Source organism: Nocardioides sp. JCM 18998 (assembly GCF_055391535.1).
Window position 1 is genome coordinate 1,722,734 of record NZ_AP043886.1, and the last position, 25,046, is coordinate 1,747,779.

The following is a 25,046-nucleotide window of genomic DNA, read 5'->3' on the forward strand; positions in this document are numbered from 1 at the left end:
CGCTCAGGCGGTGACGCCGGCGTCGCTCGATCGCGGCGCCGGCAGCAGCGGTGAGGTGTGCTGGGTCCAGAACTCGAAGAACGCCGGCGCCTGGACCGGCCGGCTGATCAGGTAGCCCTGGATCAGCGGGCAGCCCATCTCGTCGAGCATCGCGCGGACCTCCTCGGTCTCGACGCCCTCGGCGAGCGCCGTCATGCCACAGGCTGCCGCGAGGCGGATCACGGCGGTGACGATCTCGGTGTCGACGGCGCTCTCGCCCAGGCCGACGAGGAAGCTGCGGTCGATCTTGACCACGTCCACCGGGAACTGCTTGAGGTAGGACAGGGACGAGTAGCCGGTCCCGAAGTCGTCGATCGCCAGCTGCACCCCGAGCTCCTTGAGCCGCTGCAGCGTGACGATCGAGGCGGCGGTGTCGCGCATGATGACCGTCTCGGTGATCTCGAGGCAGAGCTGCTCGGGGCGCAGGCCCGTACGGCGCAGCACGTCGGCGACCTCCTCGACGAACGTCGGCCGGGAGAGCTGGTGGGCGGAGAGGTTGACTCCGATCTCCATCGGCGGCAGCTCGGGGCGGGCGAGCGTCCACTCGTGCGCCTGCCGGCAGGCCTCCTCCAGCACCCAGGCGCCGAGCGGCACGATCAGCCCGGTCTCCTCGGCCAGCGGGATGAACCGGTACGGCGCGACCAGGCCGTCGGGCGAGTTCCACCGTACGAGCGCCTCGGCCCCGACCGCCTCGCCGGTGGTGGTGTCGACCAGGGGCTGGTAGTAGACCTCGAACTCGTCGTTCTCCAGGGCCCGGCGCAGCGCCTGCTCGAGCTCGAGCACGGCGCGCGGATTCTCGGCGGTCTCCGGGGTGTAGAGCTGGTGGCGCCCCTTGCCGGCGTCCTTCGCGAGGTAGGCGGCGGCGTCGGCCGCCGCGATCAGCCCGTCGCGGGTGCGGGCCTGGTCGGAGGTGGCGATGCCGATGGAGGCGCTGACGAACACCTCGTGACCGTCCACCGTGCTGCCCTGGGCCAATGCGTCGAGGATGCGCTGCGCGACCTCGACGGGGTACTCGATCTGCGGGATGTCCTCCAGCAGGATCGCGAACTCGTCGCCGCCGATCCGGGCGCAGGTGTCCTCGCGGCGCAACGATCGGCGCAGCTGGTTGGCGACGTTGATGAGCAGTGCGTCGCCGGCCGGGTGGCCGTAGGAGTCGTTCACCAGCTTGAAGCGGTCCAGGTCGATCATCAGCAGCGCGTGTCGGGTCGAGCTCCGCTCGGCCCGGGCCAGGGCGTGGTCGAGCCGGTCCTCGAAGAGCCGGCGGTTCGGCAGGTAGGTCAGCGGGTCGTGGAAGGCCAGGTAGGTCAGCTTCTCCTCGAACGCCTTGCGCTCGGTGATGTCGTGGACGACCAGGACGACCCCGGTCTGCGGGGCGCTGAGGGTGGTCGCGGTGAAGGCGACCGGGATGCGGTCGATGTCGGCCACCAGTGCGGCGTCGTCGTCGATGAGGCCCCGCCCCGAACGGGCCAGCGCGGCGAGGTCGACGGGGCCCTCGTTCCGGACGAGGCCGAACACCTCGGCCGCCGGCATGCCCAGGGGCTCCTCGCACCGGATGAGCCGGCGCGCCGCCGGGTTGGCGAAGGAGATGACACCGGCGGCGTCGAGGGTGAGGACGCCCTCGCGCTGGCTGTCGGTGATCGCGGAGAGGTGGGTGAGGAGTCGAGCGTTGTGCAGGGCGGCGGACGCGACGGTGGCGAGCGTGTCGAGCGCTGAGCGCTCCGTCTCGTGCCAGTGATCGCCCCCGATGCGTCCGCTCACCTCGAGTTCGGTGTCGTCGCTGATCGTGGCGCGCAGCGCGTTGGGTAGCGCCGGGGCGTCCGTGTCGACGATCCGAGCCGCGCGAGCCGGCAGGATGCGGGGCGCGGCAGCGAGAACCTGGGTGCGGATGTCGTCCTGATCCGTGGAGTTGCGGATGGCAACGACGACGTCCTGCAAGGTCTCTGCAGCGAAGCGCGCGTGCCGTTGGATCGTGATCGTGACGTACGCGCGTTCGGCCATGAGGCCGACCGCGATGGCCGGGATGGCCGTCATCGGGTGCGCCCGCACCGCGACGCCCACGATGACACCGAGCAGCAGCGCACCGAAGGAGTTGATGCCGCGTGCGCGCCAGTGTCCGATGACCTCTCGCATGATCGGCCGGCCGGTCGCGAGACGGACGATGGCGGCGACCGCCAGGTTGGAGGTGGCGGAGACGACCACACCACCCGCGGTGGCCGACGTCAGGGCCAGTGCCGTGAGCGGTTCGTCCAGACCGGCGCCGCCGAGCCGTGCGACGCCGTACCCGGCGAGGAAGGACAGCACCGTCTGGCCGACGTTGAACATGACCTTCGTCGGAGCGCGCTTCGCGACGAGGTTGCCGACCGTCGAGGCGATCACTGCGGCGATCGCGATCTCCACCGGGCCGAGCATGAGGACCATCGGGATGAAGAGCGCCTCGTCCAGATGGGTCGCGACGACCTGGCGCTTGTACACGACCCGCGTCGCCCGGACATGGGTGTACGTCAGCAGGATCGTGAGGCAGAGCAACGTGAACGGATCGCCGGACAGGCCGGCGTGCTCGTCGCGTTCGACAGCGATCGCGACGACTACGGCGATGGCGGCGACGGCGACGGAGAAGCAGACGGTCCTGACACCGGCCGGTGTCAGGACTCTGCCTGCGTGGGAGGGCGCGTTCGCAGCGGAAGGAACGCTGCCCTCAACGGTGCTCATGGTGTGTGTCCCTCTGCGGTGCGGGGGCTCTCGCAGCGATGAGCCAGGAGAGCCCCCGCTCGCGGATCAGTTCCAATCGTCGCTGTCCCACGCGAACGTGTCCCAGGCGAACGTGTCCCACGCGAAGGTGTCCCACGCAAAGGTGTCCCACGCGAACGTGTCCCAGGCGAACGTGTCCCAGGCGAACGTGTCCCAGGCGAACGTGTCCCACGCGAAGGTGTGGTGGGTGATGAGCTGGATGAGCGCGAGGGGCGTCACCGGCACCGTGCCGGTGGTCTTCGAGACCTTGATGCCGGTGTTGGCCGGCTGTCCCGGGCTGGCGGCGAGCAGTGCCGCGATGTCGAGCTCGCCGGCGCCCTGCGCACGGGTCGAGACGCCCGCGATGGCACTGGCCGTCCGGACGAGCATGCCCTTGACCTGATCGTTGCTGAGGCTCGGGCGCTGCTGGAGGAGCAGGGCGGCGGCGGCCGCCACCTGCGGGGCCGCGAACGAGGTGCCCGAGCCGCGGAAGTAGCGCGACGCGACCCGGGCCTCGGGGTGCGCCTTGTCCACGGTCGAGCCGATCGCACGGGTCGACACCAGGTGACTACCGGGCGCGACCAGGTCGGGCTTGGCGACGCCGTCGAGCGTCGGCCCGGTGGCGGAGTACGACGCGACGGTGTCGTCGCTCTTCGCCACCGTGGTGCCGTCGTCGGTCGCGCCGACGGTGATGACGTACGGGTCGTCGGCCGGCGTCGAGATTCCGGCGGCGCCGTTGTTGCCGGCGGCGACGACGACCACGAGGCCCGCGCGCCAGGCCTGCTCGACCGCCGCGTCGAGCGCGGCGTTCGCCCAGCTCTTCGCCGCGTCGGTGCCGAGCGACAGGTTGAGCACGCCGATCTTGTCGGCCTTGGCGTGCGCGATCGCCCACTTGATGGCGAGGATGACCCGCACGACATTGGTCTTGCCGTCCGCGCCGGCGACCTTCAGCGAGACCAGGTCGGCGCCCGGCGCGACGCCCCTGATCGCGCCGCTCGAGGCGGCGCCGGAGCCCGCGATCGTGCCGGCGACGAAGGTGCCGTGGCCGTAGCTGTCCTTGGTGTAGTCGCCTTCGCCCGTGAAGTCGAAGCCGTCGATGACCTTGCCGGCGAGGTCGTCGGTGTCGTCGATGCCCGTGTCGACGACGGCGACGCTCACGCCGCGCCCGTCGAGTCCGGCCTTCCACGCGCTCGGCGCGCCGTCCACCTGCGGGTAGATCGCCGAGGCATCGTGGGTGTTGGCGCCCCAGTCGGCGCCGCCGACCTGGACCGGGGCACTGGTCGGCTGCTTGGCCGCGAGGGCCGCGGACGCCGCAGGCGTCGCCGCCCCGAACGCCAGCGCTGCGGCGGCGATCAACGGAACTGCGTGACGGAGCCGGGGGAGACGAGGAAGCATGGCGGCCTCTCTGGTGCGTGCGACGACGTCGCCGACGGGCACGGTGGCGGGGAAGGTCTACGCGTGTGATCGGCTGGCAGATCCCTTGCGCAAGTAAATTCTAGGGTGGAGTTCGAGGCCCAGGGAGGTCCCAAAACCTGGGCCGGAGGTCCCAAGACCGGGCCACGGGAGGCAGTCTCCACGCTCAATGTCGAGTTTCGGAGTCGACTATGGTGGAGGCATGTCGATGACCGCGCTGCCCACGCTGCCCTCGTACGACGGTGCCGAGGTCGTGGTGGAGGCGCCCGGGGCCGGCCCCGGCAACTGGGCGGGCGCGGCGAGCGCTGTGCTCGTCGATGGGGTCTACTGGCTGACCTGGCGCAACCGCCGCCCGCTCGCCGAGGGTCGTGGGGTGACCGTCGACGTCGCGCGCTCGAGCGACGGAGTGCGCTTCGAGACCGTCGCCGAGGTCAGTCGGGACATCTTCGGCTGCGAGTCGCTGGAGCGGCCCGTCCTCGTCCCGATCCCGCAGGCTCAGGGTGGTGGCTGGCGGCTCTACCTCTCCTGTGCGACCTGGGACTCCAAGCACTGGTGGGTCGACAGCCTCACCGCCGCCACGCCCGAGGAGCTGCCCTCGGGCGGTCGCCGGGTCGTGCTTCCGGGAGACGACGCGATGGCGGTCAAGGACCCGGTCGTCACCGTCTCTGAAACGGGTGGGTGGGAGATGTGGCTGTGCTGCCACCCGCTCACCGAGCCGGGACACGAGGACCGGATGACCTCCCGCAGGCTCACCTCCGCCGACGGCCTGGACTGGACCGACCACGGTGTCGTCCTCGCCGGCAGGGAGGGAGAGTGGGACGAGCGTGGCGCCCGGGTCACGACCCCGATCGGCGACGGGCTCTTCCTCTACGACGGCCGCGCCGACGCGGCCTCCAACTGGTATGAGACCACCGGCCTCGCCCGCTGGGACGGCAGCCGCCTGGTCGCCGACGCGGACGTCCCGACGATCACCTCGCCGCACTCCGACGGCGCGTTCCGCTACGCCTCGGCCGTCATCCTCCCCGACGGCCGGATCCGGTACTACGTCGAGGCCGCCCGCCCCGACGGGGCGCACGACCTGATCACCGTGGTGCGGTAGGTCTCGATACGCCCTCGCCTGGCGGCTCGGGCTACTCGACCACCGGGGTCGTGGGGTCGGGCTACTCGACCACCGATGGTGCTGGTCACGCCGTCGCGCGCTGGCGGAACGACCCTCTGCTCTCCGGGGAGAGCCACTGCGAGAAGTCCTGACCGGTGACCTCCGTGAGCAACGCGATGTCCTCGGCGAAGACGTCGATGAGAGCCGCCCGCTGCTCGGGCGCCAGCAGCGGGCGGTGGGTCTCGCCCGAGCCGCGCAGCTGACGGATCAGCGTCGGTGCGGCGCGACGCCACACATGCGGCGGTGCGAACTGGCCGAGCCACGCCCCGCCGCGCACCACCGGGCCCACCGCACGCGTACGCCAGCCCGGCTCGACGTATGTCCGGCCGTTGTCGCTCGGGATCTCGGTCACGACGCCCGTGCGGAGCTCGAGGAACGCGCAGGCGCGGTCGACCGCCGCGGCCGGGTCGTCGATCAGCTCGCGGTAGCGCATCACGAGCACCCGCTCGGGAGCCACGTACTCGTACAGGTGCTGCAGCTGCGCGCCGTAGAGGCCGAGCTCGCGGTAGCGCCAGAACGGTGCGTATCCGCCCTCGATCCGCGCGTGCTCCATCCCGAAGGCTGTGGCGAAGTCCGAGACCGGCTCGAGGCCGTCGGACCACAGGTGCATCCAGTTGGAGTACGCCCGGTCGATCGGGTCGCGCACCACCGCGATCAGCCGGACGTCGGGCAGTGCGGCGGCGATCCGTCGGTGGGCGCCCCTGCTCCACAGGTAGAACGGCGTCGACTCGCCGCGCACGGCGTGCTCCGGTGCCGGGGCGAAGAGCGCGTCGTACTCGGCGCGACGCCAGATCCACTCCTGCTGCGAGTGCTGGTCGCCCGGGCCGCGCCAGTGCGGTGGCGGAGCATCGTCGCAGAGGAAGTACTTCGCCTCCTTGGGCGAGCTCATGAAGACGTCCGGGTGCCGCGCGAGGGCACCGTGCAGGGCGGTGGTGCCGGCTTTCGGAGCGCCGACGACGAGGAAGTCTGGGCGCGGTGGGCGGGTACTGATGCTCAAGGGAGGCCCCCTCAGAGTTAAGTAGTGTGAATCAGTCTACTAACTTCGATGCGAAGAGGAACAGTGTCGATCTCCTAGGCTGTGCCTCGTGGCTGAGCTGAACATTCCCCCCGCCCCGGCGATCGAGGGTGCCCAGCACCTCCACAGCGGAAAGGTCCGTGACCTCTACGAGATCACCGAGGGCCAGTACGCCGGCCAGCTCCTCATGGTGGCCAGTGACCGGATCAGCGCGTTCGACTACGTCCTGGACACCACCATCCCCGACAAGGGCGAGATCCTCACCCGGATGTCGTCGTGGTGGTTCGACCAGCTCGCGTCGGTGGTGCCCAACCACGTCCTCTCGACGGACGTCCCCGAGGCGGTCAGGGGGCGCGCGGTGATCTGCGAGCGGCTGGCGATGTTCCCGGTCGAGTGCGTCGCGCGCGGCTACCTCACCGGCTCGGGCCTGCTCGACTACCACGCCACTGCCGGCAGCGCGGACGGACCCAGCGTGTGCGGCATCGCGCTCCCGGCCGGGTTGGTCGACGGCGACCGCCTGCCGCAGCCGATCTTCACCCCGGCCGCGAAGGCTGCGGTCGGCGACCACGACGAGAACGTCAGCTATGACCAGGTCGTCGGCGTCGTCGGCGCCGAGGACGCGGAGGCGCTGCGTGCCCTGACGCTGGACATCTACGGTCGCGCCGACGAGATCGCCCGCGGTGTCGGGCTGATGCTGGCCGACACGAAGTTTGAGTTCGGTGCGCGGGTCTCGACAGGCTCGACCACCGGAGGCACAGGCTCGACCACCGGAGGCACAGGCTCGACCACCGGAGGCACAGGCTCGACCACCGGGGGGACGACCCGCACGATCGTGCTCGCCGACGAGGTCCTCACGCCCGACTCCTCCCGCTTCTGGGCGCTGGACGCCTGGAAGCCGGGCAAGGCCCAGCCGTCGTACGACAAGCAGATCGTGCGCAACTGGCTGCTCTCGCCCGAGTCCGGCTGGGACAAGAGCTCCGGCGAGCGGCCGCCCGCCCTGCCGCAGGAGATCGTCGAGCGCACCCGCGCCCGCTACATCGAGGCGTACGAGCGCCTCACCGGCACCACCTTCTGAGCCGCCTTCACATTCTCAGGGTATGCAGGGCGCGATGTAGCGCTTACTGTTGTTACCGGTGCGCCGAGCACCGGTAACAACAGCCGCGTCGCAGGAGGCCCCGATGTCCGCGTCCCACCAGCCGTACGCCGCCGGCGTCGTCGATGACCGCGAGGCGATCGCGCCGATGCGCGACCACGGCTTCTTCGCCCCGGACTCGGTCGCGCGCCGCGTGTGGGCCTACCCGAGCTCGGCGCTGCTGGGCTTCCCGCGCGCGGTCACGATCGAGCACCTCGACCCCGATCTCGCGGCCGCGGTCCGCGCGACCGGCCAGGTCAAGCAGCGCACCCCGCTGCGCTACGACCGCACGATGCAGTACTTCGCGACGATCCTCTACGGCGACGCGCAGTCCGTGCTCAGCTCCTCCGACATCCTGATGAGGATCCATCGGCGCTCGGTCGGCACCGACCCGGACACCGGTCGTACGTTCGCCGCGAACGACCCCGAGTCGCAGAAGTGGATCCATCTGACCGCCTGGCACTCGATCCTCATCTGCTACGAGATCTTCGGCCCCGGCAAGCTCGGCGCCGAGGACGAGGCGGAGTACTGGCGCGAGTGCACGGTCGCCGCGCAGTTCCAGACGATCGACGTCGACGACCTGCCCCGCACCCGTGCCGACGTCGCCGCCTACTTCGACGAGTTCCGCCCGAGGATGCTGGCCTCGGACACGATGCTCGACATGTTCGACTTCCTCACGAACATGCACCGCTCCTCGATGCCGGCCTCGATCCCGGCGGCGATCCGCCTCCCGCTCAACCAGCTCCTGCGCCGGGCGGTGATCGCGACGTTCCCGCGCTGGATGCGAGAGCTCGGGGGCGTGCCCCAGCGCCGGGCTACCGACCTGGCGGCGATCGCGGTGCTCCGGCCGGTCCTGATGGCACTCGCGACGTCGCCGGCCCTGGTCCTGCCGATCCTCCGGCACACGACGCCGCGCACCTACCCGGTGCTCGCGCCATACTTCAAGAGGATCCCGCCGCTCAGCGACAAGGTGTGGGAGGTCGCCGAGGCCCGTACGGCGTTCGGCTTCCCCGACACGCCGCGCGAGCTCTGGATCGAGCAGCAGAGCGCCCGCGCCGCGGGCAGGATCAAGGCTTACGAGCAGAACCACCGCGACGAGATCCTCGCCTTCGACACCGCGGGCGAGCACGGCGGCGTCCTCGCCAACTGACACCACTGACCGACAGCAGAGGGAAGCACCGATGACGACGCTGGACATGAGCACGCCGACGAACGCCGAGCTCGACACGATGGTCGACGAGCTGGCCGCGGGCGCGAAGACGTGGGCGGGTTTCGACCTGCACGAGCGCGCCGACCTGCTGCGCCGCACGCAGGCGACCGTCGCTGCCGAGTCCGGCGTCTGGGCGGGCGCCGCGATCGCCGCCAAGCAGGTCCCGTCGGGCCACCTCGAGGGCGAGGAGTGGATGAGCGGCCCGGCCGCCACCGCACCGATGCTGGCCGAGTACGCCGACACCCTCCACCTGCTCGCCCATGGCGAGTCGGCGCTGGCGGGCCGCCGGCTCGGCACCGCGCCGGGCGGTCGCATCACGGTCAACATCCTTCCGGGCGACCGCAAGGACCTCCTGCTCTTCAACGGCTTCTCGGGGGAGGTCTGGCTGGCTCCGGGCATCACCCGCGAGCAAGCGCTCGCCGACGCCGGGCTGGGTGCCACCGAGGTGGGCGTCGTCGGCGATGTCGGCCTGGTGCTCGGTGCCGGCAACATCTCGGCGATCGGCCCGCTCGACATCGCCTACGAGCTTGTCGCCCACAACCGGGTCAGCATCCTCAAGCTCAATCCGACGTTCCAGCACCTCCTGCCGGTCTATGAGCGCGCCCTGGCGCCGCTCATCGAGGCGGACCTGCTGCGGATCGTCAACGGCGGCCCGGAGGTCGGCGGCTACCTCGCCGACCACCCCGGCATCGGCCACGTCCACATCACCGGCTCCGGCCGTACGCACGACGCGATCGTGTGGGGCGTGGGCGAGGAGGCCGCGGCGAACCGCGCGGCCGCCACCCCCAAGCTCACCAAGGAGATGACCTCCGAGCTCGGCGGCGTCTCGCCGATCATCGTCGTCCCCGGCGCCTGGTCGAAGGGCGACCTGCGGTTCCAGGCCGAGCACGTCGTCACCCAGCGGATGCACAACGGCGGCCACAACTGCATCGGCGGCCAGGCGCTGATCCTGTCGGGGGACTGGTCGCAGAAGGACGCGTTCCTCGCCGAGATCCGCACCGTCCTGGAGGAGATCACGCCGCGCGCCCCGTGGTATCCGCATGGCCAGGCCAGCATCGACCGTGCCAAGGCGACCTACCCCGCCGCCGAGCAGGTCGGCAGCGCGGTGCTCGTCCCGATGAGCGACGACGTGCCGAGCGACCTGTACGACGCCGAGTACTTCGCCGGCGTCCTCGGCATCACCGAGCTCCCGGGCAGCGGAGAGGCCTTCCTGGCCGCCGCCGTCGACTTCGCCAACACCCGCCTCGACGGCACGCTCGGCGGCTCGGTCATCGCCCACCCCAAGGACATCAAGGCGATGGGCCCGCGCTTCGAGGAGCTCATCGCCGCGCTCGAGTACGGCACGGTCGGCATCAACGTGTGGAGCGGCGTCGGCTTCCTGCTCGGCGGTGCGACCTGGGGCGCCTACCCCGGCAACACGCTCGACGCGGTCGGCTCGGGCATCGGGATCGTGCACAACACCCACCTGATCGCGCACGCCGAGAGGACCGTGATCCGCGGCCCCTTCCACGCCTTCCCGGCATCGGTGCTGAGCGGCGAGATGACGCTGGCCCCGCGCCCGCCCTGGTTCGTCACCGCGAAGACCTCGCACAGCGTCGGCAAGGCGCTGGCCGGCCTCGCGGGCAAGCGCACCTGGCTCGGCACGCTCAAGGTCGTGCCGCCCGCGATGCTCGGCTGAGCCATGCCGGAGGTGGAGCGCGACGGACGACATGCCCGGTGGGACGACCACCGGGAGCAGCGCCGTCGGCTGATCCTTGACGCGGCGATCGCCGTCGTCGAGGACGCGCCCCCGGGCGCCGAGCTGCATCTCCAGGACGTCGCCACCCGTGCTGGCCTGGTCCGTACGGTCGTGCAGCGTCACTTCGGCGGCCAGGTCGGCCTGCTCCGCGCTGTCCAGGCGGACGTGCTGGCGACGGCCTTCGCCCTGATCGGCGAGCCGCTCGATCTGACCGCGAGCCTGCACGAGGTGGCGGCGCGGATGGTCGGCACCACCATCGCCTGGGTCGACGGGCACCCGGCGCTGCACGCCTTGGTCGAGCGCGAGGTCGGCGACGGGGAGCCGAGCGAGCTGGCCACCGCGATCTCGTCGTACGCGGTCTTCCTCTCCGGTCTCGTCGAGCAGGTCACCGCCCTGGCCGGCGTGGCGATCACGCCGGTGCAGTCCGAGGAGATCCGGCTGCTCTCGGTCGGCGTCATCGGCCAGGTCCGGGTCGCGGTGACCGACTGGCGCGAGGGCGAGTACCGCGAGGTGGACGCCGGTCGCCTGCAGGGGCTGCTGGCCGGCTCGATCGCCGCGCAGATCGTGCTGCAGGCGGGGCGGCTCGGGCTGCCGCTCGACCCGGAGGTGCCGCTCGCGGAGGCGGCCGCCGATTTGATGGGCGACCTACTGGCCGATGTGACCGGCCAGTAGGTTGCTGTCTGAACCGCAACTGTTCGACCAAGTGATGGAGGCGACCGTGGCGTCGTACAACCTGTCTTCCCTGCTGGAGAGCGGCGCCGCCGCCCACCCCGATCGCGACGCGATCGTCATCGGCGATACCCGGCTGAACTACGGCACCGTCGACGCCCTGGCGAACCAGGTTGCCAACACCCTGGTCGCGCGCGGCATCAAGCCGGGCGACAAGGTCGCGCTGACCTGCCCCAACACCCCCTACTTCACGATCGTGTTCTTCGGCATCCTCAAGGCCGGCGCCGCCGTCGTCCCGCTCAACGTCCTGCTCAAGGGACGTGAGGTCGCCTACCACCTCGGCGACTCGGACGCGAAGGCGTACTTCTGCTTCGAGGGCACCGGCGACCTCCCGACGGGCGCCGAGGGCTGGGCCGGCTTCCAGGAGGCGGACGGCTGCGAGAGCTTCTTCGTCATCACCGCCGATCCGTTCGCCTCCTCGCCGATCGAGGGCGCCGAGACCCTGTTCGGTGCGATCGGCGCACAGCCGCAGACGTTCGACACCTCCCCGACGGACGAGGACGACACCGCTGTCGTGCTCTACACCTCCGGAACCACCGGCCAGCCCAAGGGCGCCGAGCTGCGCCACCGCAACCTGCGCGACAACGCCCTGCTCGGGGAGTCCTCCTTCGCCGCCAGCGGCGACCGTCCCGACACCGCCCTGGTGGTGCTGCCGCTCTTCCACGTCTTCGGCCTGACGGTGATGCAGAACGGCATCCTGGCCTATGGCGGCACCATGGTGATGCTGCCGCGCTTCGACGCCGCCGCCGCGCTCCAGCTCATGCTCAAGGAGAAGGTCACCTTCTTCGGGGGCGTCCCGACGATGTACTGGGGCCTGCTCGGGGCGCTCGACGACACCATCGACGTGGCCACCCTCAAGGCCAACCTGCGCGCCGCCGTCTCCGGCGGCTCGGCCCTCCCGGTCGAGATCCACAAGGAGTTCGAGGCCCGCTTCGGCGTCACCATCCTCGAGGGCTACGGCCTCTCGGAGACCTCGCCGGTCGCCGCGTTCTCGGTCTGGGGCGAGCCGGCCCGGCCGGGCTCGATCGGCGTGCCGGTCCAGGGCGTCGAGCTCGAGCTGATCAACCCCGACAGCTGGGAGCCGATCACGTGGGACGAGCACGCGGTCGGCGAGATCGCAATCCGCGGTCACAACGTGATGAAGGGCTACTACAAGCGCCCTGAGGCCACCGCCGCGGCGATCAGCCCGGAGGGCTGGTTCCGCACCGGCGACCTCGCCCGCCGCGACGCCGACGGCTGGTACTACATCGTCGACCGCACCAAGGACCTCATCATCCGGGGCGGCTACAACGTCTACCCGCGGGAGATCGAGGAGGTGCTGCTGACCCACCCGGCGGTCTCGCTGGCCGCGGTCATCGGCGTCCCGCACGAGGTCCACGGCGAGGAGATCAAGGCGTACGTCATCCTCAAGCCGGGCGCCACCGCCACCGAGGACGACATCATCACCTGGTCCAAGACCACCATGGCGAACTACAAGTATCCGCGGGTGGTGGCGATCGTGCCGTCGCTGCCGATGACGGCCACCGGCAAGATCCTCAAGCGGGAGCTCAGCTAGGTCTCGATACGCCGCCTCGTTCCTCGGCGGCTACTCGACCAGCGAAGCTCGCTGGTCACGGACGCCGAGCCACGGACGCCGAGCCACGGACGCCGAGCCACGGACGCCGAGCCACGGACGCCGAGCCACGGACGCCGAGCCACGGACGGCGAGCCACGGACGGCGAGCCACGGACGGCGAGCCACGGACGGCGAGCCACGGACGGCGAGCCACGGACGGCGAGCCACGGACGGCGAGCCACGGACGCCGAGCCACGGACGCCGAGCCTGTCGAGGCGCCTCGACAGGCTCGGCGACCGCAGTCGACTTCTGCAGCCAACTGGTTTTCGACACGCGATCACGGTCAGGCGAAGGGGTTGGGCAGGGCGCCGGGGAGCTTGGCGAGGAGCTCGCGGGCCTGGGCGGCGACCTTGTGCTCGACCAGGACCTCGTACTTGGTGGCGACGACCTGGGTGACCGAGGAGAAGTCCCGCTGGCCGCGCTGCATAGCGAAGCCGAGCAGCGACCAGATCACGCCGAAGACCAGGCCGAGCAGCATGGTCGAGATGATCTGCGCCAGGACGTTGTCGTCGTTGCCGAAGAACGAGAAGATCAGGCCGACGAAGAGACCGAGCCAGAGGCCGGAGAGCGCGCCGTTGAGGGCGACCCGTCCGGTGGTGAGCCGCCCGGTGATCCGCTCCATCTGCTTGAGGTCGGTGCCGACGATCATGCAGTTCTGAACGGGGAAGCCCTCGTCCGAGAGGAAGTCGACGGTCTTCTGGGCGGTCGCGTAGTCGTCGTACGTCGCGAGCGACTGCGGGAACTGGAGCCGGAACTGCGCGGCGGCCAGCGCTGACGGAACGGCAGGATTGCTCATGGCTGCCAGTCTGCCCGATAGAATCCCGCCATGCCTCGAGTCGTCGTCGACGTCATGCCCAAGCCCGAGATCCTGGACCCGCAGGGGAAGGCCGTCCTCGGCGCCCTCCCGCGGCTGGGCCTGAGCGGCATCAGCGATGTGCGTCAGGGCAAGCGCTTCGAGCTCGAGGTCGACGAGGTGACCGACGCGATCCTCGCCGAGATCGAGAAGATCGCCGACTCCTTCCTGGCCAACACGGTCATCGAGAACTACGTCGTGCGGGTCGAGCAGTGAAGGTCGGGGTCGTCACCTTCCCCGGCACCCTCGACGACGTCGACGCCGCCCGCGCCGTCCGTATCGGTGGCAACGAGTCCGTCGCGCTGTGGCACGGCGATCACGACCTCAAGGGCGTGGACGCGGTCATCCTCCCCGGCGGCTTCTCGTACGGCGACTACCTGCGCTGCGGCGCCATCTCCCGCTTCTCCCCGGTCATGGCCGAGGTGATCGAGGCGGCGCGCGCCGGGCTCCCGGTGCTGGGTATCTGCAACGGCTTCCAGATCCTCGTCGAGTCGCACCTGCTGCCGGGCGGCCTGCTGCGCAACGACCACCTCAAGTTCGTCTGCCGTGACCAGCGGCTGCGGATCGAGAACGCATCGACCCCGTGGACCTCGGCCTACGACGAAGGCCAGGAGATCGTCGTCCCGCTGAAGAACGGCGAGGGCCAGTACGTCGCCGACGCCGAGACGATCGCGCGACTCGAGGGCGAGGGCCGTGTCGTGGCCCGCTACCTCGAGGTCAACCCCAACGGGTCGGTCAACGACATCGCCGGCATCTGCAACGAGCGCGGCAACGTCGTCGGCCTCATGCCGCACCCCGAGCACGGCGTCGAGGCGCTCACCGGCTCGGGCACCGAGGGTCTCGGCTTCTTCACGTCGCTGGTCGAGCAGGCCTTCGCCTGATAGATCGCTAGTCGAGCAGGCCGTTTCCGGAGGTCGAGCCTGTCGAGACCCGGTGGTCTCGATACGCCCTCGCCTAGCGGCTCGGGCTACTCGACCAACGCCGATTCCGGAGGTCGAGCCTGTCGAGACCCGGTCTCGGGCTACTCGACCAACGCCCTTTCCGGTCGAGCTTGTCGAGACCCGGTCTCGGGCTACTCGACCAACGGCCTTTCCGGAGGTCGAGCTTGTCGAGACCCGGTGGTCTCGATACGCCCTCGCCTAGCGGCTCGGGCTACTCGACCAACGGCCGTTTCTCCGGCGGGGGCTCAGCGGCGGCCGGCGGCGAGGGCGGCCCAGGTGGCGGTGCCGTCGACGCCGCGGTATGCGATCTTGCGCTTCTGCTGGTAGGCGACCAGCGCCGTCTGCGTGGCGGCGTCGAAGACGCCCGTGATGGCCGGCTTCGGCTGCTGGGTGGTGGTGAGCAGCGCACGCTGGAGGTCGCGCACGGCCGGTCCGACGGATCCGTACTTGATCGTCGGGTGGGTGTTGGTCGCGAACAGGGTCAGCCAGAGCCGCTTGTTCCAGGTGGTGTTGGTGCTGCTCTGGCCGTGGGTGCCGCTCCAGGCGGCGACGGCGTTGACCAGGGCCTTGTTGAACCGCGGCGTGGTGCGTCCCTTGAAGCCGCCGCGCTCCTTGAGCAGGCACTTCAGCGCCTTCACGTACGGCTTGAGGGTCGGGTCGAGCGTGCTGCCGGCGGCAGGGAGAGCCAGGTTGGGGTAGGTGGTGAAGTCGACGGGCACCTGGCGACAGTGCGTCTCGGCGGTCGCGACGCTGCCCTGGCCGACATCGAGGAAGTTGCGGTCGATGTTGATCGTGACGCCGCCCCAGGTCTCGTCGTGGCCGCCCTGGTACTGGTGCACGCGCTGGTGCGATGCCCAGCCGTACGACGAGAGGTAGGTGGTGCCGGTGGTGGCCTTGCCGTTCCAGTCGGCGATCCAGATCTGGTCGGGGAAGGCGTACGAGGTCGGCGTGCTGATCCGGGCCTGGTCGAGGGCCCAGAGTCCGGAGCCGGCGCTGGAGTAGACGCCGGAGAGGTAGCGGTGCGCCTTGATCTCCTTGGTCCACGCCGAGAGGAAGGCGAGAGCGGAGCCCTTGCACGCCGCGTTCGCGGTGTTGTACGCCTCCAGGTCGTAGAAGAGCGTGCTGCCCGGGACGATGCCCAGGCCGGCGGCGGCCGCCAGCGCCCGGTCGGCCTCGAGGGTGCCCTGTGCGATCGCGGCGGCGTACACCCCGCCGGTCTTCGCGGCGCTGATGACCGGATCGATCTTCGGTCCGTAGCGCGGGAAGCGGGTGCTGCAGCTGGCCTGCGGGCCGAGCGTGATCGGCAGCAGGTGCCAGCCCCTTGCGAGCTGGGTGGCGACCCAGGTCGGCGTGAGGTTGCTCTGCGTCTTGCACGCCCGGGAGTTGCCGGAGATGTAGATGCCCGCCGCGAGGAACGGGCTGGTGCGCATCCAGGCGTCCATCGCGCTCTGGCTCGGTGCGTTGCACTGGTCGAACCCGTAGCCGGTGAGGCTGCCCGGCGTCGCCGGGTTGCCCGGGTTGACGACGACCGGTGCGGGTGTGGTCGTCGTCGTGCTCGTCGTGCTCGTCGGGCTGGAGCCGGCGGACGGGCTCGGCGTTCCGGTCGGCGTGGCGTGCGCGGCCTCCGGGGCGGCGAGGGCGCCGAGCAGGAGCGCGACGGCGGCGAGCGCGGCGCCGAGCCGGCGGGTCGTGGCGGGGTGCAGTGAGGCAGGCATGGCCCGAGCACTGTAAGCCACATCCGTCACATCCGTAACAGGAAGCGGGTGGAACGCTCGAGGCGTATACGGAGGGATACATCGCCCGCGAGCAGATGTAGCCCTCCTTATAGAGGCCTATAAGGAGGGCTACACGGGGCGTGCGGGCTGGCTCGGTCTTGCCGTACGCATCAAGACGAGCCCGGTCGAGGGATCGCCCCGCCGCGCTCGTCTTGATGGCGATCAGTCGGTGACGAGCTGACCGGCGGCCGGGCGTCGGCGGACGAGCTGCGACAGCGCCGCGATCAGGGCCACCGCTGCCAGGACGGCGGCGGCGACGAAGCCGTAGTGCGCGCCGTGCAGGAAGTCGCCCGCGACCTGGTGGGCGGCGTAGACCGAGGCCACCACCGCGAGCCCGACCGAGCCGCCGAGCTGCTGCATGGTCTGCAGCAGGCCCGAGGCCGAGCCGGCGTGCTCGGGCTCCACGCCGCCGAGCACGATCACCGAGATCGGCATGAAGGCGAGGCCCATCGACAGGCCGATCGCGAACATCGCCGGCACGGCCCAGCCGTAGCCGTCGCCGCCGGAGAGCTGCGAGAGCCAGGTCATCGCCGCGGTGACGCCGACCGTGCCTGCGATGACGAGCGGGGCCGGGCCGAAGCGACGGACCAGACGCGGCGTGAGCCGCGACATGGTGAAGACCGACAGCGGCATCGGCAGGAACGCCAGGCCGGCGGTCAGCGGGCTGAAGCCGAGGTCGTCCTCGAGGAACTGCACGAGCAGGAAGAACGTGGCGAGCATGCCGCCGTAGAGAGCGGCCATCGTGACGAGTGCGGCGACGCGGCGACGGTCCTGGAGGAGCGCGGGACGCAGCAGCGGGTGGCTGTGGTGCGTCTCGGCCCAGGCGAGCAGCGCCAGGAACGCGGCAGCCGCGACGAAGCCGGTGACGGTCTGGACCGAGCCCCAGCCGTAGTCGGGGGCCTTGAGCAGGGTCCACACCACCGAGACGGCGGTGCCGGTGGCAGCGATCGCGCCGACCACGTCGAAGCGGCCGTGGCGACGCTCGGTCTCGCCGACGAAGCGCGGGATGAGCGCGATCACCGCGATGCCGATCGGGACGTTGATGAACATCGTCCAGCGCCAGTCGAGCAGGTCGGTGAGGATGCCGCCGAGGATGAGACCGATGGCGGCGCCGCCGGAGGAGACGGCGGTGAAGGCTGCCAGGCCGCGGTTGCGGGCCGCCTCGTCAGGGGCGGTCGTGGTGATCAGGGCGAGCACGCTCGGCGCGGCGAGCGCGGCGCCGATGCCCTGGAGGGCGCGGGCGGCGATCAGCATCTCGGGGCCCATCGCCAGGCCGCCCGCGAGCGAGCTGGCCACGAAGATGCCGAGACCGATCATGAAGAAGCGGCGGCGGCCGAAGACGTCGCCGAGCCGGCCGCCGAGGAGCAGCAGACCGCCGAAGGCGAGGGTGTAGCCGCTGAGCACCCAGGAGAGGCCGGCGGCGGTGAAGTTCAGCTCGACGGCGATGTCGGGCAGGGCGACGTTCACCACGGTGGCGTCGAGGGTGAGCATGAGCTGGGCGAGCAGGATGAGGAAGAGCGCGATGGCACGGCTGCGCGGAGCCGGGGTCACCGGCTCGGGTGCGGTGCCCGGCGCCGGGTTCTGGGCGCGCTGAAGCGTCTGGGAAGACATGGGTGGTTGGTCCTGTTCTGGTCTAGGGAGACCGAGTTAGACTCAATGCGGAGGGTTACTCCGGTTACAGCTTCGACAATACGGAGAATGTCTCCGCTTTGCAAGGTGTAGCGTGCGAGCACCTCGGTCCATTCCCCGATGGACGGCAAAGATTCGACGCTGGAGAGAGGCGATGAGGGCCATGCGCGCAGATGCGCAGCGCAACCGCGACAAGCTCGTTGAGGTGGCGCGCCAGGTCTTCCGCGAGAAGGGGTACGACGCTCCCCTCGACGAGATCGCCAAGCGTGCCGGCGTGGGCGCCGGCACCCTCTACCGCCACTTCCCCACTCGCGACGCGCTGCACGACGCCGTGATGCAGGCCTGGGCGGACAACGTGATGGTGGCCGCCGAGAAGGCGCTGGCCCACGAGGGCACCGACCGCGAGGTCCTGCTCGACTGGTTCAAGACGTACGTCGGTCTGGTCAGCTCCTACAAGGGCTCCCCGGCGAAGATCACCTCCGCTCTGGGCGACCCGGAGTCACCGATCCTGACCAAGTGCCAGGTCCTCACCGGCGCCAACGCCCGGGTCATCGATCGGCTTGGCGACTCACTCAAGCCCGGCGTCGAGCCGATCCAGATGGCTCGCCTGGTCGGAGGCGTCGCCGCCGTCGCGGACATGGGCGAGCTCGACCCGGATGCCGTCCGCCCGCTGCTCGAGGTCGTCGCCGACGGCCTGCTGGCCTGAGCCGATCCCGGCCCGGCTTCGCCGAGTCGGTCCCCGGGCCTCCGGGCAGATAGATTTGGGCGCGTGACCGCCCCCGTGCAGCCCGTCCTCGACACCGTCACCAACGCCTCCACCGATCCGGACCGCGCCCAGCCGTGGGCCGAGCTGGGTCTGAAGGAGGACGAGTACCAGGAGATCAAGCGCATCCTCGGGCGTCGCCCGACCGGCGCCGAGCTCGCGATGTACTCCGTGATGTGGAGCGAGCACTGCTCCTACAAGTCCTCCAAGGTGCACCTGCGCCAGTTCGGTGAGATCCCGCAGGAGACCCCGGCCGGCAAGATGCTCGCCGGCATCGGCGAGAACGCCGGCGTCATCGACATCGGCGACGGTTACGCGGTCACGTTCAAGGTCGAGTCGCACAACCACCCGTCGTACGTCGAGCCCCACCAGGGCGCCGCGACCGGCGTGGGCGGCATCGTCCGCGACATCCTCGCGATGGGAGCCCGCCCGGTTGCCGTGATGGACCCGCTGCGCTTCGGGCCGCTCGCCGAGCACGACACCAAGCGGGTGCTGCCGGGCATCGTCTCCGGCATCGGCCACTACGGCAACTGCCTCGGCCTGCCGAATATCGGCGGCGAGGCCGTCTTCGACGCCTCCTACCTCGGCAACCCCCTCGTCAACGCGCTGGCGGTCGGCGTCCTCAAGCACGAGGACCTCCACCTCGCCAAGGCCTCCGGCGCGGGCAACCTCGTCATCATGTACGGCGCCCGTACGGGTGGCGATGGCATCGGCGGCGCCTCCATCCTCGCCTCGGTCGAGTTCGACGAGGACGGCCCGGCCAAGCGCCCCTCGGTGCAGGTCGGCGACCCGTTCATGGAGAAGCTCCTGATCGAGTGCACCCTCGAGCTCTTCGCCTCCGGCATCGTCCGCGGCATCCAGGACTTCGGCGCGGCCGGCATCTCCTGCGCCACCAGCGAGCTGGCCGCGGCCGGCGACGGCGGCATGTACGTCGAGCTGACCAAGGTCCCGCTGCGCGACTCCACGCTCGCTCCCGAGGAGATCCTCATGAGCGAGTCGCAGGAGCGGATGATGGCCGTCATCGCCCCCGAGGACGAGGCCACGTTCTACACCATCTGCAAGAAGTGGGACGTCGAGGCCGCCACCATCGGCACCGTCACCGGCAACGGCCGCCTGGTCATCGAGTGGAACGGCGAGACCATCGTCGACGTAGACCCGCGCACGGTCGCCCACGACGGCCCGGTCTACGAGCGCCCGTACGCCCGCCCGTCGTGGCAGGACGCCCTCCAGGCCGACGGCGCCGAGAAGCTGGCCCGTCCGGTCACCGCCGCCGACATCCAGGCCCAGATCTTCCAGCTGGTCTCCTCGGACAACCTCTGCGACAAGTCCTGGATCACCGACCAGTACGACCGCTACGTCCGCGGCAACACGGTCCTGTCCCAGCCGTCCGACTCGGGCATGATCCGCGTCTCGGAGGACAGCAACGTCGGCGTCGCGCTGTCCACCGACGCCAACGGCCGCTTCGCCAAGCTCGACCCGTACGCGGGCGCCCAGCTCGCGCTGGCCGAGTCGTACCGCAACGTCGCGATCGGCGGCGCGACCCCGCTGGCGATCTCCGACTGCCTCAACTTCGGCTCTCCCGAGGACCCGGACGTGATGTGGCAGTTCGCCGAGGCGACCCGCGGCCTCAAGGACGCCTGTCTCGAGCTCGGCATCCCGGTCACCGGCGGCAACGTGTCCCTCTACAACCAGACCGGCGACGTCGCGATCAACCCGACCCCGGTCGTCGCGGTGCTCGGCCTCATCGAGGACGTCACCCGACGCACGCCGTCGCGGTTCCAGGCCGCCGGCGAGCGGATCTTCCTGCTCGGCGAGACCCGCGAGGAGCTCTCCGGCTCGGAGTGGGCCCACGTCGTCCACGGCCACCTCGGCGGCCTGCCGCCGAAGGTCGACCTGGCCGCCGAGGCGAACCTGGCCAAGGTGCTCAAGGACCTGGTCGGCGTCGTCTCCTCGGCGCACGACCTCTCCGACGGCGGCCTGATGCACGCCCTGGCCGAGCCTGCGATGGTCTCCGGCATCGGGGTCGACGTGACCGTTCCCGGCGACGCGTTCGTGGGGCTGTTCTCCGAGTCCGTCGCGCGGGCGATCGTCACCGTCTCGGACGAGAACGTCGCCGCGCTGGTCGTGGCGGCGGACGAGTACGGCATCGCGCTCACCGACCTCGGCACCACCGGCGGCGACGCGTACGCCCTCTCCACCTCGGTCGGCGACCTCTCGATCCCGCTCGCCGAGCTCGGCGTGGCCTGGAAGTCCCCGATCCCGGCCGCGATGGCCTGAGCACGCACCGCCCCAGAGTGTCACCGTGACAGTTCGAAACTGTCACGGTGACACTCTGCGTTTCGGGGTGAGCCTTCGCCCTCTCTTCAGGCGGCAGAGCGCAGCGTGACAGCCCGGGCGGCCTCCGCGGTGTCCCAGTCCGCAGGCCGCGGGATGGAGCGCACCGAGCGCGAGAGCGTCGGGATCAGCGCGAGCAGCGCCGTCAGCGCGGCGAGCAGGAGGATCGCGTCGCGCGCGCCGAGGGTGCCGAGCAGCGCCCCGGCCAGCACAGGCGCGAGCGGCATCGGCAGCATCGAGCTGAACTGCATCGCCGACTGCACCCGGCCGATCAGCGGTGCCGGGGTGATCGCCATCCGGTAGGAGCTGGCGCCGGCGTTGCCGGCCGGGTTGACCAGCAGGATGGCGCCCAGGGCGGCGGCGATGACCAGCGGCGTTCCCCACAGCGCCATCGGCACCATCAGCGGCAGCATGGTCCACGCCAGCGTGATGGTCAGGCGCCCGGTGGGCAGCCGCTCGATGAGCCACGGAGCCAGCGCCGCTCCGGCGATGCCGCAGAGGCCGCCGACCACCTCCACCAGGGCGATCGCCGTCGGGGCGGTGCCGCGCTGGATCAGTCGCAGGATGGCGACCAGGAACAGGGCGTTGGTGGTGAGGTTCACCAGCGGCGACCAGGTCAGCAGCACCCGGAGGAAGGGCTGTGACCAGGTGAAGTGCAGGCCCTCGTGCAGGTCGCGCAGCGGGCGGGCGCTCACCCGGTCGGGGTGGGCTCGACGCGCGGACAGGTCGGCGCGGATGCGGCCGAGCATGACCCAGGCGACGGCGTAGGACGCCGCGTCGAAGACGAACGGCAACCACCGGGCCACGCCGAAGAGCAGCCCGCCCAGCGGTGCGCCGACCAGGCCGGAGACGTGCTGGCGCGCCTGCTGTTGCGCCATCGCTGTCGGCATCTGCTCGGGCGCGACGACCGTACGGATCGCCGACATCTCCGCGGGGGAGAACAGCCCCGCGGCGACACCGGTCAACAGCGCCACCGCGAGCAGGTGAGCGATGGTGAGCGCGCCGGCGATCCCGGCGGCCACGAGCGACCCGTAGAGCAGCACGCCGAGCGCCGAGGAGACCCGCATGATGCGCAGCCGGTGGCACCGGTCCGCCAGCAGGCCCGCGGGGATGAGCATGCCGACCATGCCGAGGAGGTAGGTCGCCTCGACCGAGGCGGCCCACATCGCCGAACCGGTCAGGGCGAAGCCGACCAGAGGGTAGGCGAAGGCGCTCACCCGCGACCCCAGATCGGAGATCGTCTGCCCCAGCCACAAGGCGGTGAAGTCGCGGTTGCGGGCGAGGTCGCGGAAGCCGGTCATATCCGCACCATAGGTTGCGCAAGTAATAGTGCGCAATAGGTGGTGCGGAATTGGGTAGGGTGGGAGCATGGCCCAGTACGACGACCCGCGGATCCTGCGCGCGATCGCCCACCCGGCGCGCCGCCGGATCCTCTCGGAGCTGTACGCCGGCGGCCCGCTGCGCGCCGCCGACGTCGCCCGTGCCCTCGACATACCGGCCAACCAGGCCAGCTTCCACCTACGCCAGCTGGCCAAGTACGGCCTCGTGGAGGAGGCCCCCGAGGAGGCCCGCGACAAGCGCGACCGGGTCTGGCGGATGGCCGCGGAGGACGGCATCTCGTTCCGCAGCGAGGACATGCTCGCCCGGGAGGGTGGGGACGCGGCCATGGAGGTCTACCAGCGCAGCGCACGCGCCTGGGGCCACCTCCTCGTCGACCGCTCGACCGAACCCGACGAGCCCGGGGCCGAGAAGTGGCTCTTCAACGCCTCGCTGCGCTTCTCCCAGGAGGAGCTGGCGGAGTTCGCCCACGAGGTCAGCGAGCTGCACCGACGCTGGCGCACGCGCACCGCGGGCCACGACGACGGGCGACAGACCTACTCGGTCTACCAGCTGCTCCAGCCCTACCCCGAGGTCTCCTCCGACGTCGTGGATCCTGTCCGCGACGACTTCCGGGTCGCCGGCTTCGCCACTCCGACTGCCGCGTCCGACGAGCCCGGATCGGGGGACTGATGCCCGCCCGCCTGAGGCCCGCCTCCCGCGATGAGGTCGCCGCCGCCCGTACGCGCGTCTTTGCCGGCACCGCCGAGAAGGCCGACCTCAAGCTGCTGACCAAGCACTACCTGGCCCTGATGGAGGCCAAGGCGCCCGGCAGGAGCGTGGAGATCCGGGTGCCGCCGTACGCGGCGATCCAGTGCATCGAAGGTGTGCGCCACACCCGCGGTACACCGCCCGCCGTCATCGAGACCGACGCGGCGACCTGGATCGCGCTCGCCACCGGCGAGCTCAGCTGGACCGACGCCCTCGACGGCACCTCGGTGCGCGCCAGCGGCGAGCGCACGGATCTCGCGCCCTACCTGCCGCTGTCGACCGGCGACGGACTGCCTACAGTGGCTCCATGAGTGACCTCAAGGCGACCGTCCACGACCTCATGCCCGCCCTGCTGGAGGACCTGAAGGACCTGGTCCGTATCCAGTCGGTGAGCGCCGACCCCGCGCGGCACGCGGAGGTCGAGCGCAGCGCCGAGCGCACCCGCGACCTCTTCGCCGCGGAGGGTTTCGCCGCCGAGATCGTGCGGGCGTACGACGGCGCCCCGCCCGCCGTCGTGGGCGAGCTGAAGGGCCCTGAGGGCGCCCCCACCGTCCTGCTCTACGCCCACCACGACGTCCAGCCCGAGAACGACCCGGCCGACTGGGACTCCGCTCCGTTCGAGCCCACCGCTCGCGAGGATGCGCACGGCGGTCTCCGTCTCTACGGCCGCGGCGCGGCCGACGACAAGGCCGGCATCGCGATGCACCTCGGGGCCGTTCGCGCGCTCAAGGCCGCCACCGGCTCCGTCCCGGTGACCCTGCGCCTCTTCATCGAGGGCGAGGAGGAGGTCGCCTCCGCAACGCTTCCCGAGCTCCTCGCGAAGCACCAGGAGCAGTTGCGCGCGGACGTGATCATCATCGGCGACTCCGGCAACTGGGACATCGGCGTGCCGGCCCTGACCACGAGCCTGCGGGGCCTGATCCGCGTCGACGTCGAGGTCCGCACCCTGACGCACGCGGTCCACTCCGGCATGTGGGGCGGCCTCGTGCCCGACGCGCTGATGGCCCTGACCCGCCTGCTCGACAGTCTCTGGACCGAGGACGGCTCCTGTGCCGTCGAGGGCCTGGCCAGCGGCCCCGCCGCCGACGTGGACTACCCCGAGGAGCGTCTGCGCGCGGAGTCCGGCGCGGCCGCGAGCACCCACTGGGTCGGCAACGGCTCGGCCGTCGAGCGCCTCTGGACCAAGCCCGCCGTGACGGTCACCGGCATCGACGCCCCGCGGGTCGACGGTGCTTCCAACACCCTCACGCCGGCCGCGCGCGCGAAGGTCACGATCCGCCTCGCACCCGGCGACAGCGGCGACAACGCCGTGCGGCGTCTGCAGGAGCACCTCGAGAAGCACGTTCCGTGGGGTGCCCAGCTCAGCACCACGGTCGTCGACACCGGCGAGCCGACGGTGCTCGAGGCCACGGGCCCGGCGTACGACGCGGCTCGCGCCGCCTTCACCGAGGCGTGGGACGGCACCGCGCCGATCGACATGGGCGTGGGCGGCTCGATCCCGTTCATCGCGGAGTTCAAGGAGGCGTTCCCGCAGGCCAGCGTGCTGGTCACCGGCGTCGAGGACCCCGACACGCGGGCGCACGGCCCCAACGAGGGCCTTCACCTGGCCGAGTTCGAGCGGGTCGTGCTGGGCGAGACGCTGCTGCTGCGCAACCTCGGCTAGCGGACGGACCAGCCAGCCGGCACACGCCAGCCGGCACACGCCTGGGAGCAGGCGTCGGCCCGCGCGACGGCTCGTCCCGCGCCGGCGCGTTCCTTACGCAGCGCCCCTGCGGCGGCGCCGTCCGTCGGTCCCGTCCGCCCTACCCGATGACGGGGTAACACGCTGTCCACGCGGCTGGCAGCACGACGCAACGTGCTGCTACCCCTCCTGAACGACGTGTTACC

General features: G+C 70.9%; 20 protein-coding genes and 1 pseudogene. 14 read left to right on the top strand and 7 right to left on the bottom strand.

Annotated features, from left to right (window positions below):
- Positions 1-3: 3 nt before the first annotated feature.
- Positions 4-2,748, bottom strand: a complete 2,745-nt coding sequence (locus ACZ5L9_RS08120) for a putative bifunctional diguanylate cyclase/phosphodiesterase (protein WP_464535986.1) — start codon at positions 2,746-2,748, stop codon at positions 4-6.
- Here ACZ5L9_RS08120 and ACZ5L9_RS08125 point away from each other — a divergent pair.
- Positions 2,747-3,169, top strand: a complete 423-nt coding sequence (locus ACZ5L9_RS08125) for a pentapeptide repeat-containing protein (RefSeq protein ID WP_464536826.1) — start codon at positions 2,747-2,749, stop codon at positions 3,167-3,169. The genes ACZ5L9_RS08120 and ACZ5L9_RS08125 overlap by 2 nt on opposite strands.
- Here ACZ5L9_RS08125 and ACZ5L9_RS08130 read toward each other — a convergent pair.
- Positions 3,109-4,161 (bottom strand): annotated as a pseudogene (locus ACZ5L9_RS08130) (S8 family serine peptidase); the annotation flags it as partial. The gene ACZ5L9_RS08125 and the pseudogene ACZ5L9_RS08130 overlap by 61 nt on opposite strands.
- A 220-nt stretch (positions 4,162-4,381) precedes the next feature.
- Between ACZ5L9_RS08130 and ACZ5L9_RS08135 the strand changes: the two are divergent.
- Entirely contained in the window at positions 4,382-5,278 is an 897-nt protein-coding gene (locus tag ACZ5L9_RS08135) for a hypothetical protein (protein WP_464535988.1), read from the top strand.
- Positions 5,279-5,363: 85 nt separating this feature from the next.
- Here the strand turns inward: ACZ5L9_RS08135 and ACZ5L9_RS08140 are convergent, their stop codons facing one another.
- The gene (locus tag ACZ5L9_RS08140) at positions 5,364-6,335 is read right to left on the bottom strand and encodes a sulfotransferase family protein (RefSeq protein ID WP_464535990.1); all 972 of its coding nucleotides are present in this window, start codon (positions 6,333-6,335) and stop codon (positions 5,364-5,366) included.
- An 88-nt stretch (positions 6,336-6,423) separates the two neighbouring features.
- Here ACZ5L9_RS08140 and ACZ5L9_RS08145 point away from each other — a divergent pair, with 88 nt between their 5' ends.
- The 5 genes from ACZ5L9_RS08145 (at position 6,424) to ACZ5L9_RS08165 (ending at position 12,717) form a co-directional block, all read left to right on the top strand.
- Complete coding sequence (locus ACZ5L9_RS08145; RefSeq protein ID WP_464535992.1) at positions 6,424-7,428, top strand: phosphoribosylaminoimidazolesuccinocarboxamide synthase; 1,005 nt, start codon at positions 6,424-6,426, stop codon at positions 7,426-7,428.
- Between the two features lie 103 nt (positions 7,429-7,531).
- Positions 7,532-8,635, top strand: a complete 1,104-nt coding sequence (locus ACZ5L9_RS08150) for an oxygenase MpaB family protein (protein ID WP_464535994.1) — start codon at positions 7,532-7,534, stop codon at positions 8,633-8,635.
- A gap of 31 nt (positions 8,636-8,666) precedes the next feature.
- Positions 8,667-10,373, top strand: coding sequence for an aldehyde dehydrogenase family protein (locus tag ACZ5L9_RS08155; RefSeq protein WP_464535996.1), 1,707 nt, complete (start codon positions 8,667-8,669; stop codon positions 10,371-10,373).
- 3 nt (positions 10,374-10,376) lie between these two features.
- Positions 10,377-11,105, top strand: coding sequence for a TetR/AcrR family transcriptional regulator (locus tag ACZ5L9_RS08160; RefSeq protein WP_464535998.1), 729 nt, complete (start codon positions 10,377-10,379; stop codon positions 11,103-11,105).
- Positions 11,106-11,151: 46 nt separating this feature from the next.
- Positions 11,152-12,717 (top strand): long-chain-fatty-acid--CoA ligase, encoded by a 1,566-nt coding sequence (locus tag ACZ5L9_RS08165; RefSeq protein ID WP_464536000.1) that lies wholly within the window; start codon positions 11,152-11,154, stop codon positions 12,715-12,717.
- 342 nt (positions 12,718-13,059) lie between these two features.
- Here ACZ5L9_RS08165 and ACZ5L9_RS08170 read toward each other — a convergent pair whose 3' ends face one another.
- A complete protein-coding gene (locus ACZ5L9_RS08170; protein WP_464536002.1) occupies positions 13,060-13,572 on the bottom strand; it encodes a YflT domain-containing protein in 513 nt (170 codons plus the stop codon).
- Between the two features lie 30 nt (positions 13,573-13,602).
- On the opposite strand from ACZ5L9_RS08170, the gene purS reads away from it, so the two are divergent.
- Together purS and purQ are read left to right on the top strand one after the other, a co-directional pair.
- Entirely contained in the window at positions 13,603-13,845 is a 243-nt protein-coding gene (purS, locus tag ACZ5L9_RS08175) for a phosphoribosylformylglycinamidine synthase subunit PurS (RefSeq protein WP_464536004.1), read from the top strand.
- A complete protein-coding gene (purQ, locus tag ACZ5L9_RS08180; RefSeq protein WP_464536006.1) occupies positions 13,842-14,510 on the top strand; it encodes a phosphoribosylformylglycinamidine synthase subunit PurQ in 669 nt (222 codons plus the stop codon). The genes purS and purQ overlap by 4 nt, the downstream gene beginning before the upstream one ends.
- Before the next feature lie 305 nt (positions 14,511-14,815).
- Here purQ and ACZ5L9_RS08185 read toward each other — a convergent pair whose 3' ends face one another.
- Positions 14,816-16,285, bottom strand: coding sequence for a glycoside hydrolase domain-containing protein (locus ACZ5L9_RS08185; RefSeq protein WP_464536008.1), 1,470 nt, complete (start codon positions 16,283-16,285; stop codon positions 14,816-14,818).
- 222 nt (positions 16,286-16,507) lie between these two features.
- Positions 16,508-17,956, bottom strand: a complete 1,449-nt coding sequence (locus ACZ5L9_RS08190; protein ID WP_464536010.1) for an MFS transporter — start codon at positions 17,954-17,956, stop codon at positions 16,508-16,510.
- 181 nt (positions 17,957-18,137) lie between these two features.
- Between ACZ5L9_RS08190 and ACZ5L9_RS08195 the strand changes: the two genes are divergently transcribed.
- Positions 18,138-18,680, top strand: coding sequence for a TetR/AcrR family transcriptional regulator (locus ACZ5L9_RS08195; protein WP_464536012.1), 543 nt, complete (start codon positions 18,138-18,140; stop codon positions 18,678-18,680).
- 63 nt (positions 18,681-18,743) lie between these two features.
- Positions 18,744-21,014, top strand: coding sequence for a phosphoribosylformylglycinamidine synthase subunit PurL (gene purL, locus ACZ5L9_RS08200; RefSeq protein WP_464536014.1), 2,271 nt, complete (start codon positions 18,744-18,746; stop codon positions 21,012-21,014).
- A gap of 86 nt (positions 21,015-21,100) precedes the next feature.
- Here the strand turns inward: purL and ACZ5L9_RS08205 are convergent, their stop codons facing one another.
- The gene (locus ACZ5L9_RS08205; RefSeq protein WP_464536016.1) at positions 21,101-22,372 is read right to left on the bottom strand and encodes an MFS transporter; all 1,272 of its coding nucleotides are present in this window, start codon (positions 22,370-22,372) and stop codon (positions 21,101-21,103) included.
- A gap of 67 nt (positions 22,373-22,439) precedes the next feature.
- Between ACZ5L9_RS08205 and ACZ5L9_RS08210 the strand changes: the two genes are divergently transcribed.
- The 3 genes from ACZ5L9_RS08210 to ACZ5L9_RS08220 are packed head-to-tail and all read left to right on the top strand — an operon-like array spanning position 22,440 to position 24,822.
- Positions 22,440-23,081 carry a winged helix-turn-helix domain-containing protein gene (locus ACZ5L9_RS08210; protein ID WP_464536018.1) on the top strand — a complete coding sequence of 214 codons (642 nt, stop codon included), beginning with the start codon at positions 22,440-22,442 and terminating at the stop codon, positions 23,079-23,081.
- Positions 23,081-23,470 carry a sterol carrier family protein gene (locus tag ACZ5L9_RS08215; RefSeq protein WP_464536020.1) on the top strand — a complete coding sequence of 130 codons (390 nt, stop codon included), beginning with the start codon at positions 23,081-23,083 and terminating at the stop codon, positions 23,468-23,470. The genes ACZ5L9_RS08210 and ACZ5L9_RS08215 overlap by 1 nt, the downstream gene beginning before the upstream one ends.
- Entirely contained in the window at positions 23,467-24,822 is a 1,356-nt protein-coding gene (locus ACZ5L9_RS08220) for a M20/M25/M40 family metallo-hydrolase (protein ID WP_464536022.1), read from the top strand. Before ACZ5L9_RS08215 ends, ACZ5L9_RS08220 begins: the two co-directional genes overlap by 4 nt.
- Positions 24,823-25,046: the final 224 nt, after the last annotated feature.

What these genes read in the sequence shown, in the direction of transcription:
- ACZ5L9_RS08125 (WP_464536826.1), top strand. Translation starts at nt 2,747, where the DNA reads ATGGTGTGTGTCCCTCTGCGGTGCGGGGGCTCTCGCAGCGATGAGCCA.
- ACZ5L9_RS08120 (WP_464535986.1), bottom strand. Translation starts at nt 2,748, where the DNA reads ATGAGCACCGTTGAGGGCAGCGTTCCTTCCGCTGCGAACGCGCCCTCC.
- ACZ5L9_RS08135 (WP_464535988.1), top strand. Translation starts at nt 4,382, where the DNA reads ATGTCGATGACCGCGCTGCCCACGCTGCCCTCGTACGACGGTGCCGAG.
- ACZ5L9_RS08150 (WP_464535994.1), top strand. Translation starts at nt 7,532, where the DNA reads ATGTCCGCGTCCCACCAGCCGTACGCCGCCGGCGTCGTCGATGACCGC.
- ACZ5L9_RS08155 (WP_464535996.1), top strand. Translation starts at nt 8,667, where the DNA reads ATGACGACGCTGGACATGAGCACGCCGACGAACGCCGAGCTCGACACG.
- ACZ5L9_RS08160 (WP_464535998.1), top strand. Translation starts at nt 10,377, where the DNA reads ATGCCGGAGGTGGAGCGCGACGGACGACATGCCCGGTGGGACGACCAC.
- ACZ5L9_RS08170 (WP_464536002.1), bottom strand. Translation starts at nt 13,572, where the DNA reads ATGAGCAATCCTGCCGTTCCGTCAGCGCTGGCCGCCGCGCAGTTCCGG.
- purS (WP_464536004.1), top strand. Translation starts at nt 13,603, where the DNA reads ATGCCTCGAGTCGTCGTCGACGTCATGCCCAAGCCCGAGATCCTGGAC.
- ACZ5L9_RS08185 (WP_464536008.1), bottom strand. Translation starts at nt 16,285, where the DNA reads ATGCCTGCCTCACTGCACCCCGCCACGACCCGCCGGCTCGGCGCCGCG.
- ACZ5L9_RS08190 (WP_464536010.1), bottom strand. Translation starts at nt 17,956, where the DNA reads ATGTCTTCCCAGACGCTTCAGCGCGCCCAGAACCCGGCGCCGGGCACC.
- ACZ5L9_RS08195 (WP_464536012.1), top strand. Translation starts at nt 18,138, where the DNA reads ATGCGCGCAGATGCGCAGCGCAACCGCGACAAGCTCGTTGAGGTGGCG.
- ACZ5L9_RS08205 (WP_464536016.1), bottom strand. Translation starts at nt 22,372, where the DNA reads ATGACCGGCTTCCGCGACCTCGCCCGCAACCGCGACTTCACCGCCTTG.
- ACZ5L9_RS08210 (WP_464536018.1), top strand. Translation starts at nt 22,440, where the DNA reads ATGGCCCAGTACGACGACCCGCGGATCCTGCGCGCGATCGCCCACCCG.
- ACZ5L9_RS08215 (WP_464536020.1), top strand. Translation starts at nt 23,081, where the DNA reads ATGCCCGCCCGCCTGAGGCCCGCCTCCCGCGATGAGGTCGCCGCCGCC.
- ACZ5L9_RS08220 (WP_464536022.1), top strand. Translation starts at nt 23,467, where the DNA reads ATGAGTGACCTCAAGGCGACCGTCCACGACCTCATGCCCGCCCTGCTG.